This is a genomic window from Streptomyces sp. NPDC093261, from assembly GCF_044753645.1.
Taxonomy (GTDB): domain Bacteria; phylum Actinomycetota; class Actinomycetes; order Streptomycetales; family Streptomycetaceae; genus Streptomyces.
The window spans coordinates 421305-434852 of the sequence record NZ_JBIVNO010000004.1 but is presented as its reverse complement, the minus strand read 5'-3'; the positions used below and the strand labels follow the sequence as shown (position 1 = coordinate 434852).

At 69.6% G+C, this 13548-nt stretch carries 11 protein-coding genes and 1 pseudogene; 9 read left to right on the top strand and 3 right to left on the bottom strand.

Annotated features, from left to right (window positions below):
- The first annotated feature begins 287 nt into the window (after positions 1 to 287).
- The 6 genes from ACIP94_RS13515 (at position 288) to ACIP94_RS13490 (ending at position 7255) form a co-directional block, all read left to right on the top strand.
- The gene (locus ACIP94_RS13515) at positions 288 to 2411 is read left to right on the top strand and encodes a type IIA DNA topoisomerase subunit B (protein WP_402424002.1); all 2124 of its coding nucleotides are present in this window, start codon (positions 288 to 290) and stop codon (positions 2409 to 2411) included.
- Positions 2412 to 2685: 274 nt separating this feature from the next.
- Positions 2686 to 3210 carry a DUF1453 domain-containing protein gene (locus tag ACIP94_RS13510; RefSeq protein WP_402423999.1) on the top strand — a complete coding sequence of 175 codons (525 nt, stop codon included), beginning with the start codon at positions 2686 to 2688 and terminating at the stop codon, positions 3208 to 3210.
- Positions 3207 to 4358: a sensor histidine kinase gene (locus tag ACIP94_RS13505; protein ID WP_402423996.1), complete on the top strand. Its 1152-nt coding sequence runs from the start codon at positions 3207 to 3209 to the stop codon at positions 4356 to 4358. The genes ACIP94_RS13510 and ACIP94_RS13505 overlap by 4 nt, the downstream gene beginning before the upstream one ends.
- A complete protein-coding gene (locus tag ACIP94_RS13500; RefSeq protein ID WP_402423994.1) occupies positions 4355 to 5032 on the top strand; it encodes a response regulator in 678 nt (225 codons plus the stop codon). Before ACIP94_RS13505 ends, ACIP94_RS13500 begins: the two co-directional genes overlap by 4 nt.
- 70 nt (positions 5033 to 5102) lie before the next feature.
- Positions 5103 to 5666, top strand: coding sequence for a DUF485 domain-containing protein (locus tag ACIP94_RS13495; RefSeq protein ID WP_402423991.1), 564 nt, complete (start codon positions 5103 to 5105; stop codon positions 5664 to 5666).
- Complete coding sequence (locus tag ACIP94_RS13490; protein WP_402423989.1) at positions 5663 to 7255, top strand: cation acetate symporter; 1593 nt, start codon at positions 5663 to 5665, stop codon at positions 7253 to 7255. The genes ACIP94_RS13495 and ACIP94_RS13490 overlap by 4 nt, the downstream gene beginning before the upstream one ends.
- A 136-nt stretch (positions 7256 to 7391) precedes the next feature.
- Here the strand turns inward: ACIP94_RS13490 and ACIP94_RS13485 are convergent, their stop codons facing one another.
- Positions 7392 to 8084, bottom strand: a complete 693-nt coding sequence (locus tag ACIP94_RS13485; protein ID WP_402423987.1) for a response regulator — start codon at positions 8082 to 8084, stop codon at positions 7392 to 7394.
- Between the two features lie 160 nt (positions 8085 to 8244).
- Here ACIP94_RS13485 and ACIP94_RS13480 point away from each other — a divergent pair, with 160 nt between their 5' ends.
- The 3 genes from ACIP94_RS13480 to ACIP94_RS13470 all read left to right on the top strand — a co-directional run bounded on the left by ACIP94_RS13480 (position 8245) and on the right by ACIP94_RS13470 (position 11085).
- Complete coding sequence (locus ACIP94_RS13480) at positions 8245 to 9060, top strand: ABC transporter ATP-binding protein (protein WP_402423984.1); 816 nt, start codon at positions 8245 to 8247, stop codon at positions 9058 to 9060.
- On the top strand, positions 9050 to 9913 hold the full coding sequence (locus ACIP94_RS13475; protein ID WP_402423981.1) for an ABC transporter permease: 864 nt from the start codon (positions 9050 to 9052) through the stop codon (positions 9911 to 9913). Before ACIP94_RS13480 ends, ACIP94_RS13475 begins: the two co-directional genes overlap by 11 nt.
- Before the next feature lie 110 nt (positions 9914 to 10023).
- Positions 10024 to 11085 carry an ABC transporter substrate-binding protein gene (locus tag ACIP94_RS13470; RefSeq protein ID WP_402423978.1) on the top strand — a complete coding sequence of 354 codons (1062 nt, stop codon included), beginning with the start codon at positions 10024 to 10026 and terminating at the stop codon, positions 11083 to 11085.
- A gap of 19 nt (positions 11086 to 11104) precedes the next feature.
- Here the strand turns inward: ACIP94_RS13470 and ACIP94_RS13465 are convergent, their stop codons facing one another.
- Both ACIP94_RS13465 and ACIP94_RS13460 read right to left on the bottom strand, forming a co-directional pair.
- On the bottom strand, positions 11105 to 11794 hold the full coding sequence (locus tag ACIP94_RS13465; protein ID WP_402423976.1) for a response regulator: 690 nt from the start codon (positions 11792 to 11794) through the stop codon (positions 11105 to 11107).
- Positions 11791 to 13511, bottom strand: a pseudogene (locus ACIP94_RS13460) (ATP-binding protein). The gene ACIP94_RS13465 and the pseudogene ACIP94_RS13460 overlap by 4 nt, the downstream one beginning before the upstream one ends.
- Between the last annotated feature and the right edge of the window lie 37 nt (positions 13512 to 13548).

Genomic DNA, 13548 nt, shown 5'->3' with positions numbered 1-13548 from the left:
TAGTACGGATTCGCGCTGTCTGTCGATTGTCCCGTCCTCCCGGCGGGGTTGCCGGTTGTTCATGAGGACGTGCCCGGAGCCTAAATGGTTCATGCCTCGAAGGGAACGTGATATACGCTTCACCTCCCACTGTGTATCGAACGTCCGTACGACTCTGGACTAGTCTGGGTCCAGACGAGGGTGGCGTTACAACGGCTCTACCAGGCCTCGGTACCCTCGGACCGATGACCGAAGCCGGCCCCTTACCCAAATGGGCCCCATCCAAAATTCAGCGAGGAGCGAACCGCGTGACCGCCGAGACGTCCGTGCCGTCCACAGCGCTGCTGACCGGAGCAGACCGGGACGGTTCCAACTACACCGCGCGGCACCTGCTCGTCCTCGAAGGCCTCGAGGCCGTTCGCAAGCGCCCGGGCATGTACATCGGCTCGACCGACAGCCGTGGCCTGATGCACTGCCTCTGGGAGATCATCGACAACTCCGTCGACGAGGCCCTGGGTGGCTACTGCGACCACATCGAGGTGATCCTGCACGACGACGCCTCGGTGGAGGTGAGGGACAACGGGCGAGGCATCCCGGTCGACGTGGAGCCCAAGACCCGCATGTCCGGTGTCGAGGTCGTGATGACCAAGCTGCACGCGGGCGGCAAGTTCGGCGGCGGCTCCTATGCAGCGTCCGGCGGTCTGCACGGTGTCGGTGCGTCCGTGGTCAACGCGCTCTCCGCGCGCCTGGACGTCGAGGTCGACCGCAACGGCCACACGCACGCGATCAGCTTCCGGCGCGGTGTGCCGGGTGCCTTCGCCGGTGAGGGCCCGGACGCGAAGTTCGAGGCCAAGGGCGGCCTGCGCAAGGCGAAGAAGATCCCCAAGACGCGCACCGGCACGCGAGTGCGCTACTGGGCCGACCGCCAGATCTTCCTCAAGGACGCCAAGCTCTCCCTGGAGACGCTGCACCAGCGCGCCCGCCAGACCGCGTTCCTGGTGCCCGGCCTGACCATCGTCGTCCGCGACGAGCTCGGCCTCGGCGAGGGCGGCAGCAAGGGTGAGGAGTCCTTCCGCTTCGACGGCGGAATCAGCGAGTTCTGTGAGTATCTGGCCACCGACAAGCCGGTCTGCGACGTCCTCCGCTTCTCGGGACAGGGCACCTTCAAGGAGACCGTCCCCGTCCTGGACGATCATGGCCAGATGACGCCCACCGAGGTCACCCGGGAACTGGGCGTCGACGTCGCGCTGCGCTGGGGCACCGGCTACGACACGACGCTCAGGTCGTTCGTCAACATCATCGCCACCCCCAAGGGGGGCACGCATGTCGCGGGCTTCGAGCAGGCCGTCACCAGGACGATGAACGAGGTGCTGCGCACCAAGAAGCTGCTGCGCGTCGCCGAGGACGACATCGTCAAGGACGATGCCCTGGAAGGCCTCACCGCGGTCGTGACCGTGCGCCTCGCCGAACCTCAGTTCGAGGGACAGACGAAGGAGGTCCTCGGCACCTCCGCGGCGCGCCGCATCGTCACGAACGTGGTGTCCAAAGAGCTGAAGGCCTTCCTGACGTCCACGAAGCGTGACGCGGCCCAGCAGGCCCGCACGGTCCTGGAGAAGGCCGTCGCGGCCGCCCGCACGCGCATCGCCGCCCGCCAGCACAAGGACGCGCAGCGCCGCAAGACGGCCCTCGAGTCGTCCTCGCTGCCGGCCAAGCTCGCCGACTGCCGCAGCGACGATGTCGAGCGCAGCGAGCTGTTCATCGTCGAGGGTGACTCCGCGCTCGGTACGGCCAAGCTCGCCCGGAACTCCGAGTTCCAGGCGCTGCTGCCGATCCGTGGCAAGATCCTCAATGTCCAGAAGTCGTCCGTGACGGACATGCTGAAGAACGCCGAGTGCGGCGCCATCATCCAGGTGATAGGGGCCGGGTCGGGCCGGACCTTCGATCTGGACGCGGCCCGCTACGGCAAGATCATCATGATGACCGACGCCGACGTGGACGGCTCCCACATCCGGACCCTGCTCCTGACGCTGTTCCACCGCTACATGCGGCCGATGGTCGAGGCGGGCCGGGTGTTCGCCGCGGTGCCGCCGCTGCACCGCGTCGAGATCGTCCAGCCGAAGAAGGGCCAGGACAAGTACGTCTACACGTACTCGGACCGCGAGCTGCGCGACAAGCTTCTGGAGCTGCAGAGCAAGAACATCCGGTACAAGGACTCGATCCAGCGCTACAAGGGTCTGGGTGAGATGGACGCCGACCAGCTGGCCGAGACGACGATGGACCCGCGCCACCGCACCCTGCGCCGGATCAACCTCTCCGACCTGGAGGCCGCCGAGCAGGTCTTCGATCTGCTGATGGGCAACGACGTGGCACCGCGCAAGGAGTTCATCTCCGGCTCGGCGGCGACGCTGGACCGGTCGCGCATCGACGCCTAGCCGCTGCTCCGGGAGAGCGGTCAGGGGGAGGCGTCGCGTTCGGATCGACCGGCCTGCGGGACTGCTCCCTGGCGGAGCGGAGTCGCCGGAGCCGGGGCGGGTCGGGGCAGGGCGATCGGACCATCCCTCCACCCCTGGGTGGAGACGGAGGGCATTCCGGGTTCCACCCACGATCCACCCGGGCTCCGATCTGCCGGCCTGCGGATGTCCGTAGCGTCGAAGGCGTCGGCAGCACTCGCCGTCGACAGCTCCTTTTCCGCTCACGGAGGCTGTGATGTCCGGGCTTGTCAACGCGTTGGTGATCGCGGCGGTGGCCGCCTTGGTGATTGTGCGGCAGTTCCGCGCCCGCCGGGTCGACGCCGACCGGCGCTGGTGGCTCCTGCCCGTGATCCTGATAGTCGTGGCGCTGCGCGGGTCCGGGCTGCTCGATCCCCACCACTCCACGGAGTCCGCCTTGCTGCTCGGCACCGAGCTGCTCATCGGACTGGCCACCGGGTCCGGCTGGGCGTGGACGACTCGTCTATGGGTCGGGGCGGACGGTGCCGTGTGGAGCAAGAGCACCAAGGCGAGCGTGGCTGTCTGGATCGGCGGCATCGCCCTACGCGTCGGTCTCTTCGCGTTCGGGGCGTCGCTGGGTGTCCACCAGGACAGTTCCGCCCTGCTGCCGGCCCTCGCGGGCACGCTGCTGGTCCGCTCCGGGATCCTGGTCTGGCGTGCGCGGTCCCTCACTTCCTCGGCCCGGCCGGCCGCGGCGTACGGTGACGGCATGTCCCGGCCCTTTCGGAGGGAGCGCGTATGACCGGGAACGCGTGGATGCGGTGGCCCTCCCGTGAGGCGCTCAGCCGCGAGGGAATCTCGCAGCCCCGGCGACTGCTCGCCTGGACCGTGCGGATGCTGGTACTCGGCATGCTGCTGTGGGGCGTCTTCCGGAGCAGCCACGTGCACGGCTGGGGTGTGGCCGGAGCGGTGGCGGGCCTCATCATGGCAGCCCTGGTCTCCTGGGCCTTCTTCCGCACCACGCTGGCGCACAGACTCTGGCCGTCCCTGGCGCTCGTCGCCGTGCTGCTCGGGCTGGCGGTCGCGGCACAGGTCACCGGCTTCCGGGTCCCGGCCCTCGTGCTCTGGTGCGGCTGCGGTATCGCCGCCCTGGAGCGGTTGCCGCTCGCGGCCGCTGTGCCCGTGACCTCGGTGGCGCTTGCCTCGTACTCCACGGTCAACAACGACGTGTGGCTGACCACCGCCGCCACGGTCGGGGGCATGGCACTCGCCGGCTATGTGCTGCGCCTGGACGCCGAGGCTCGGGGCAACGCCCAGCGGCTCCTCGCCCAGGAGCGAGCCGCCCGGACGGCCGAGACGGAGTCGGCCGCGCTGGCGGAGCGGGCCCGGATCGCCCGGGAGATCCACGATGTGCTGGCGCACAGTCTCTCGGCCCAGCTGGTGCATCTGGAGGCGGCCCGGTTGCTGATCGAGGGCGGAGCCGAGCGGGACAAGGTCCTCGACCGGGTAGTGGCGGCACGGGGCATGGCCCGGGAGGGACTTGCCGAGACCCGGCAGGCGCTCTCCGCGCTTCGGGGCGAGATGTCCCCGGTCGAGGACTTCCTCAGCGATCTCGTCGCCGCGACGGACGGTGCGGACGTCACCGTCTCGGGTGATCGCAGGACGCTGCCCGCCGAGGCCTCGCAAGCGGTCCGCAGGGTCGCCCAGGAGGCCCTGACCAACGTTCGCAAGCACGCGCCGGGCGCCAAGGTGCACCTGCGGCTGGAGTACGCCGAGCACCACGTGACCCTGGACGTCAGGGACTCGGGCGGTTCGCCGGGCGAGCTGACCGGATCGGGGGCCGGGTACGGTCTCCTGGGCATGCGGGAGCGTGCCGAGCTGCTGGGCGGCTCGCTGGAGGCCGGTCCGGACGAGGAGGGATTCGTGGTGACGCTGAAGGTGCCGGTATGACGGAGGAGGAGACCGGCAAGCCCGCCCGGGTCGTGGTGGCGGATGACCAGACGGTGGTGCGCGAGGGCATTGTGATGCTGCTCGGGCTGCTTCCCGGGATCGAGGTCGTCGGCGCCGCCGGGGATGGTGACGAGGCGGTGAAGCTCGTCGCCGAACTCGCGCCGGACGTCGTGCTGATGGATCTGCGCATGCCGCGCTGCGACGGTGTCGAGGCGACCCGGCGCATCCGCGCGGAGCACCCCGGCACCCAGGTCGTGGTGCTCACCACTTTCGGGGACGACGAGTCGCTGTTCCCCGCGCTGAGAGCGGGTGCGCGCGGCTACCTCACCAAGGACGCGGGCGGGGAGGAGATCGTGCGGGCCGTACGGAACGTGCTCTCCGGGGACGCGGGTCTGTCACCGGGTGTCCAACGGCGCCTGCTCGAGCGGCTGTCGCAGCCGGAGCCGGCCGCGCCCGCGGTCGCGCCGGACGGGCTCACGGCACGGGAGACGGAGGTGCTGATGCTGATCGCCGAGGGGCTGACCAACCAGGAGATCGCCCGCAGACTGCATGTCTCCACGGCCACCGTGAAGACCCACATCAACAATCTCTTCGCCAAGTCGGGGCTCAAGGACCGTGCCCAGGCGGTCCGTTACGCCTATGCGCAGGGGCTGGTGCGGCCCCCGTCGAAGTGAGTCACCTGATGGGGTGAAGAGATCTGAGAAGAAGAGTCGGGGATCTTCCCGTTCTGTCCATCCTTGTGGCATGAAGTCAAGCAATGGCCATTCCCGCGGATGCGGGGAAGGCCCCGAGAGTTCGGTTGAGCAGCACGAAGGCCGCGTCCCGGCTCCGACGGTCGAGGGCACGGACGGCCGGGCGAGCTACGACGATCCTTGGTACGACGCACTCACACCCGGCTGGTGCGAGTTGGACGGGACGGGTGCTCCCGCTCCCGGTGTGCCGCACACGCGCACAGAACAGGAGGGAACCGGCCGGGTGGCGGACGTCTACCTCGAGGTTCAGCGCAGCGCGGCATTCCAGGAGGTGCGCCGCAGGTACCGGCGGTTTGTGATCCCTGGATTCGCTGTCTTCTTCACCTGGTACGTGGGTTATGTGGTGGCGGCGCAGACGGCGCCCGGGCTGATGGGCCGGACGGTGGCGGGAGCCGTGAACGTGGCGATGCTCGCGGGGCTGGGGCAGTTTCTCACCACGTTCCTCCTTACCTGGGCGTATGCGCGGCACGCGCGGCTGCGCAGGGACCGGGCGGCGCTCGATCTGCGCTGGGACACCCAGGAGCTGACGCGGGGGCTCAGGGGTGGCGAGCGGTGAGCGGACACCATCAGGCGCTGGCGCTGGTGCTCTTCAGTGCCTTCGTCGCGATCACACTGGCCATCACGACCTGGGTGAGCCGCAACCGGCATGGGTCGGCGGAGGAGTTCTATGCGGGCGGACGGCTTTTCTCGCCCATGGAGAATGGTTTTGCCATCGCGGGCGACTACATGTCGGCGGCCTCCTTCCTGGGCGTCACCGGGCTGATCGCGCTCTTCGGGTACGACGGGATGCTGTACGTCGTGGGCTTCCTGGTGGCCTGGCTCGTGGTGCTCTTCTTCGTGGCCGAACTCGTGCGCAACTGCGGTCGGTTCACGCTCGCGGATGTGATCGCGGCCCGGATGAGGGAACGGCAGGTGCGGATCGCCGCGGGTATGTCCTCGGTGACGGTGTCCGTGCTGTACCTGGTGGCGCAGATGGTGGGAGCCGGAAGCCTGGTCGCGCTGCTGTTCGGGGGGACGAGCGCGGCCGCGCGCGCCTGGACGGTGATCGTCGTCGGCGCGCTCATGGTGATCTATGTGTCGCTGGGCGGGATGCGGGCCACGACCTGGATCCAGATCGTCAAGGCCGTGCTTCTGCTCGGCGGCACGATCGCGCTGACCGTGCTCGTCCTGGTGCGCTTCCACGGGGACATCGATGCGCTGCTGCGCACGGCGGCGGAGCGCAGCGGGCACGGCCAGGCGTTTCTCGCGCCGGGACTGAAGTACGGCGGGGACTGGACCGCGCGGATCGACTTCATCAGCCTGGGCCTGGCACTGGTGCTGGGCACTGCCGGGTTGCCGCACATCCTGTCCCGCTTCTACACGGTGCCGACCGCGCGGGCCGCCCGGCGCTCGGTCGTCTGGTCGGTCGTGCTCATCGGTGGCTTCTATCTGATGACGATCGTGCTCGGCTTCGGCGCCGCCGCCGTCGTCGGACCGGGCGCGGTGCGGGAGTCCAACGCGGCCGGGAACACCGCGGTGGCGCTGCTGGCACAGAAGCTGGGCGGCGGAGCGAACTCCACCGGGGGAACGGTCCTGTTCGCCATGGTCGCCGCGATCGCCTTCGCCACCATCCTCGCGGTCGTCGCCGGAATCACCCTCGCGTCCTCGGCCGCCGTCGCCCACGACCTGTACTCATCGCTGCGGCGCAGGCGTTCCAAGGCGCGCAGCGAGGTGGCGGTGGCGCGGGCCGCCGCCGTCGGGATCGGCGGGCTCGCGATCGCGCTCGGGCTGCTCGCCCGCGACCTCAACGTGGCCTTCCTGGTGGGACTCGCCTTCGCGGTCTCCGCGTCCGCGAACCTGCCGGTCCTGATGTACGCGCTCTTCTGGCGCGACTTCACGACCCGGGGCGCCGTGTGGGCGGTCTACGGCGGTCTCGTGCCCGCGCTGGGACTCGTGGTGCTGTCCCCGGTCGTCTCGGGAAGCCCCGAATCACTCTTCCCGAGCGTGGATTTCCAGTACTTCCCGTTGCAGAACCCGGGCATCGTCTCGATCCCGCTCGGCTTCCTCGCGGGCTGGCTCGGCACCGTCACCTCGGCGGAGCCGGCCGACGAGGCCAGGCACGCCGAGACCGAGGTGCGGTCCCTCACGGGTGCCGGGGCGGTCTGACGGCCCCGGGCGCCGGGACGGCATGGGGGGCGCGCCCGCTGACGTACGCGACGAGCCGGGGCGCCCCCAAAGGCCCACCGCGGCCATGAACCACCCGCACGGGCAAGGCCCGCGGCCCCGTCGCCGGGTCTGGGTCCTACGGCGCCACCCACGTGTACTGGTGTTCCGGCCGTCCCGTGTCGCCGTACTTCAGCGAGAGCCGCAGTCGCCCGGCCTGTTCCAGGTGGCGCAGGTAGCGCTGGGCGGTGGAACGGCTCAGCCCCGTCCTGGTGGCCACCTCATGGGCCGAGAGCGGCTGGTCGGCGTGGTGCAGGACGTCGCAGATCAGGTCCGTCGTGGGCTCCGAGTGACCACTGGGCAGCCTGGGCGACGAGGACCCGGGAGCGGTGCGCAGGGCGCCGAAGATGCGGTCGACCTGCTCCTGGCCCGTCACCCCTCGGCCACCGACCCGGTCGACGGTGCGGCGCAGGGCGGCGTACGAGTGAAGGCGGGTCCGCAGGGCCGCGAAGGTGAACGGTTTCACCAGGTAGTGCAGGGCGCCCAGACGCATCGCGTTCTGTACGGTCGCCACATCGCCGGCCGCCGTGATCATGATGACGTCCGTGCCGTGCCCGCGTTCCCGCATGCGATGGACCAGTTCCAGGCCCGTCTGGTCGGGCAGATAGTGGTCGAGCAGCACCAGGTCGATCGGGGCACGCTCCACCGCGGCCAGCGCCTGGGCAGCGCTGTGCGCGCGGGCGGCAACCCGGAAGCCGGGAACCTTCCCCACGTACTTCGCGTTGATCTCAGCGACACGGAAGTCGTCGTCCACGACCAGGACGTCAATCATCGGGCTCCTCTCCCTCAAGCCCAGGCGAGCGTTAAGCCCGTGTTTCGGCTCCGCTGTTGTAGCGCGAGCAAAAAGAGCACAACAGACTCTTGCAAGCAGAAGACGGGGTTGTGCTCACAAGACTGCTGTTGTGGCCCGCACCACATCTACGGTCCCGGCCATGAGCACAGACACCAGCCCCGCCATCGAGCTACGGGGCGCGAGCAAGACCTTCAAGACCCCGTCGGGGGGTCTGCACACGGCCGTCCGTGACCTGAACCTGACGGTGGGGCGTGGCGAGTTCGTCGCCGTCGTGGGGCCCACCGGGTGCGGCAAGTCGACGACCCTGACCCTGGTCAGCGGTCTGGAGGAGCCCACCGAGGGCGAGGTCCTGGTGGCGGGCGAGCCGGTCGCGGGCGTCGGGGACAAGGTCGGTTTCGTCTTCCAGCAGGACGCCACGTTCCCCTGGCGTACGGTGCTGTCGAACGTCATGGCGGGTCCCCGCTTCCGTGGCATGCCCAAGGCGGAGGCACGGGAGAAGGCGCGCGAGTGGCTGGGCCGGGTCGGGCTCGCCGCGTTCGAGGACCGCTACCCGCACCAGCTCTCCGGCGGCCAGCGCAAGCGGGTCGCCCTCGCCGCGACCTTCGTCAACGACCCCGGGATCCTGCTCATGGACGAGCCGTTCTCGGCGCTCGACGTGCAGACCAGGGCGCTGATGTCGGACGAGTTGCTGGAGCTGTGGGAGGGCACGGGCGCCTCCGTCGTCTTCGTCACCCACGACCTGGAGGAGTCGATCGCGCTGGCCGACAAGGTCGTCGTGATGACCGCCGGACCGGCGACCGTGAAGCGGGTCTTCGACATCGACCTGCCGCGCCCGCGCAAGGTGGAGTCGGTGCGTCTGGAGCCGCGGTTCATCGAGATCTACCGTGAGATCTGGGAGTCGCTCGGCGAAGAGGTGCGCATCACCCGCGAGAGGGGTGTCGCCCGTGTCGCCTGACGTCATCTCCGCGCCGGCCACGGTCGACACCCCCAAGCCCGACCGCGCCGGCTCACGCGCGCGTGCCGCCCGCAGGCGCAAGGCCGTCATCCTCCTGGCGCGTGTGCTGCTGCTGGTCGCCGTGCTGGGACTCTGGGAGGTGCTCTCCCGGGCCAAGGTCATCGATCCGTTCAACTTCTCGATGCCCTCGAAGATCTGGGACCAGATCCACACCTGGATCACCCACGGCACCGCGCTCGGCTCGCTCGGCGAGCAGATCTGGGTCACCCTTCAGGAGGCGCTGCTCGGCTGGATCATCGGTGTGGTGGCCGGTGTGCTCTGCGGTATCGCGCTGGGCCGGATCGCCTTTCTCGCCGATGTCCTCGGCCCCTACATCAAGGTGCTCAACTCCATCCCCAGGATCGTCCTCGCGCCGATCTTCGTGATCTGGTTCGGGCTCGGCCCGTCCTCCAAGGTGGCGTCGGCCGTCGTCCTGGTCTTCTTCCCGGTGTTCTTCAACGCCTTCCAGGGCGCCCGCGAGGTCGACCGCAACCTCGTCGCCAACGCCCGCATCCTGGGCGCGAGTGACCGGCGTGTGACCCTTCAGGTCGTCATCCCGTCGGCCACCTCGTGGATCTTCACCAGCCTCCACGTCAGCTTCGGCTTCGCCCTCATCGGCGCCATCGTCGGCGAGTACATCGGTGCCACCAAGGGCGTCGGTCTGCTGGTCGCCCAGTCCCAGGGCACCTTCAACGCGGCCGGTGTGTACGCCGCGATGGTCATCCTCGCGGTCGTCGCGCTGGTGGCCGAGGGACTGCTCACCTTCGCCGAGCGCCGCATCTTCCGCTGGAAGCCGTCGGAATCCGAGCACTGATCCGCCTGTTCCCTCCCGGTCCGCCCCCTCCTGCCGAGGGGCCCTCGCTCCGTCATCCGGGACGCGCGCTCCTTCTCCCGCACCGCCATCTCACAAGGACGTGAACCGCCATGCACAAGTCCGCCAGAATCGCCGCTCTCGCCGCGACCGGCCTGCTCGCCGTCACCTCGCTCACCGCCTGTGCCAACGACGCCTCCACCACCGCCTCCTCCGGCTCCGGCAGCAAGGGTGACGGCAAGGGCGAGAAGGTCAAGATCATGGTGGGTGGGCTGGACAAGGTCATCTACCTGCCCGCCATGCTCACCCAGCGGCTCGGCTACTTCGACGCCGAGGGCCTCGACGTGGAACTGCTCAGCGAACCGGCCGGGGTGCAGGCCGAGACGGCGCTCGTCTCCGGACAGGTCGAGGGAGCGGTCGGTTTCTACGACCACACGCTCGACCTCCAGACCAAGGGCAAGCATGTCGAGTCCGTGGTGCAGTTCTCACACGCGCCCGGCGAGGTCGAGATCGTCTCCAACAAGGCATCCAAGGACATCACCTCGCCCAAAAACTTCAAGGGTAAGAAGCTCGGCATCACGGGCCTCGGTTCCTCGACCGACTTCCTCACCAAGTACCTGGCGGTCAAGAACGGTGTACAGACGAGCGAGTTCAGCCCGGTCGCCGTCGGGGCCGGTCCGACGTTCGTCTCCGCCCTCCAGAAGGGCTCCATCGACGCCGGCATGACCACGGACCCGACGGTCGCCACGGTCGTCCGGAAGAACCTCGGGCAGGTGCTCGTCGACATGCGGACTCCCCAGGGGTCGCAGGACGCGCTCGGCGGCCCGTACCCGTCGTCCAGCCTCTACATGCAGACGGAATGGGTCGACAGCCACAAGGACACGGTCCAGAAGCTGGCCAACGCGTTCGTGGAGACCCTGAAGTGGATGTCCACGCACTCCGCGCGAGAGATCGCCGCGAAGATGCCCGCCGACTACTCCCAGGGCAACCAGACGCTCTACGCGAGCGCCATCAAGAGCACGCTGCCGATGTTCACCTCCGACGGCGTGATGCCCGCGAACGGGCCCGAGACCGTCGAGAAGGTCCTCAAGGCGTTCAACCCCAATATCAAGAACGCCACCATCGACCTCGACAAGACGTACACCACGGAGTTCGCCAAGAAGGCCGCCGGCTGAGCCCCCTCCAGCCGTGCCCTCAGGCGCGGGCCGCCCACAGGTAGCGATGCTCCGGGCGGCCCGCGTTGCCGTACTTGAGGGTCAACGTGAGCCGTCCCGTGCGCTCCAGGAGCTTCAGATAGCGCTGGGCGGTCTGGCGGCTCAGTCCCGTCCGTTCGGCGATCTCCTGGGCGGACAGCGGCCCCTCGGCGCCGACCAGGGCACGGCGTACGAGGTCCGCGGTGGTGGGGGAGTGGCTGCGGGGGAGCCCCGGCGCCGAACCGGCGGACAGAGCACCGAAGATGCGGTCGACCTCAGGCTGTTCGGTCTCACCGCCGCTGTCGAGGGTGCGGCGCAGTTCGGCGTAGGCCTCCAGCTTGGCGCGCAGGCCCGCGAACGTGAACGGCTTGACCAGGTACTGAAGGACCCCGTTCCGCATCGCCGCCCGCACGGTCTGCACATCACGGGCCGCCGTCACCATGATCACATCGGTGTCGTGACCACGCCGGCGCGTCTCCTGGACGACCGCGAGCCCCGTGTCGTCCGGCAGGTAGTGGTCCATGAGCACCAGATCCACCCGGGGCACGGCCTCCAGCCGGAGCAGTGCCTCGGCCGCGCTGTGCGCCTTCGCGGCCACCCGGAAGCCGGGGACCATCTCCACGTAAGCGGCGTTGACCCGTGCGACGCGGGTGTCGTCGTCCACGACCAGGACGTCGATCGGCCGGCTCATCGGGCCTCCTCCTCGCTTGCGCGCACAGGCGCCGCCAGGCCTGTTCCGCCGCCTCCGGGTGTCTTCTGCGTGGGAATGAGACCCCGACGGCCCCCGGCCGGCGGGCCGGGCTCCTCGAGCGCCTCCGGCAGGACGACGGTGAACTCGGCACCCCCGCCCTCCGCCTCGTCCACATGGGCCGTGCCGCCCTGGCGTTCGGCGAGACGGCGCACCAGCGACAGCCCGATCCCGCGTTTGCCGTAGGCCGGAGGCTGCTTGGTCGACCATCCGTCGGTGAACACCAACTCCCGCCGCTCGGCCGGAATCCCGGGCCCCGTGTCGCGCACCCGGAGGACCGCCGTACGCCCCTCGGCGCGCAGTTCGACCTCCACGCGCGCGTGCGGTGTGCCCGCGACGGCGTCCAGCGCGTTGTCGACCAGGTGCCCACGATCGTCACGAACCCCCTCGGATCGATCAACCGGTCCGGCAGCAGCGTGCGGTCCGCGATCCACAGGGCCACACCGCGCTCCGCGGCGACCGTGGCCTTGCCCACCAGCAGGGCCGCGAGCAGCGGATCGTGGATCTTCTCGGTGACCTGTTCCGCGGTGGCCCGGTGATCGCCGACCACCTCTCCGACGAACTCCACGGCGTCGTCGTACATCTCCAGTTCGAGCAGGCCCAGGAGCGTGTGCATCCGGTTGGCGTGCTCGTGGTCCTGTGCCCGCAGGGCGTCGATCAGGCCGCGCGTGGAGTCCAGCTCCCGGCCCAGCTGCTCCAGCTCCGTGCGGTCGCGCAGGGTGGCGACGGCGCCGCCGTCGTCGGTGGGCATGCGGTTGGCGACCAGGACCCGGTGACCGCGCACGGTGAGCAGGTCGATGCCCGTGACGCGGCCGGCGAGCACATCGGTCGTACGGCCCTCGCCGAGCGCTTCGTCGAGGGAGCGGCCGACGACCTCGTCACCGATGCCCAGCAGACGCTGTGCCTCGTCGTTGAGGAGTCGCACCCGGCCCGCGGGGTCCAGGGCGACGACACCCTCCCGGATGCCGTGCAGCATCGCCTCCCTTTCGGCCAGCAGCGCCGAGATGTCGGAGAACGCGAGGTCGCGGGTCTGCCGCTGAACCCTGCGCGAGATCAGATACGAGGCCAGCGCGCCGATGGCGAGGGCCGCGCCCGCGTACGCGAACAGGCCCGGTATCGCGTGGATCAGCCGGGCCCGCACGCTGTCGTACTCGATGCCCACGGAGACCGCGCCGATGATCCGGCCGTGCGCGTCCCGCAGCGGCACCTTGCCGCGGGCCGAGCGGCCCAGGGTGCCGCTGTCGATCTGCATGACCTCCTTGCCGGCCAGGGCCTCGCTCGGGTCGGTCGAGACCTTCCTGCCGATCTGCCTGGGGTCCGTGTGCGACCAGCGCACGTGGTCCATGTTCATCACCACGACGTACTCGGCTCCGCTGGCCTTGCGGATGCGCTCCGCCTCGGCATGCACGGGCCCGTCGACCGACGGCCGCGTCGACTGAAGATCCTTGGCGATCTGCGGCTGGGCCGCGGTGGCCTGTGCGATCGCCAGGGCCTGGCGCATCGCCTGGTCGTCCACCATGTGACCGAGCGGGGCCAGGAAGAGCCCGGTCGCGAGCACGGCGACGCCGGCGGCAATCGTCACCTGCATGAGCAGGAGCTGCGAGAACATCCGCCGCGGCAGACCGAGGCGCAGCCGTCGCGCAGGGGGAGATGGGCTCATGCGTACGACGGTACGGGGACGGGCGCGTCCTGCCGTA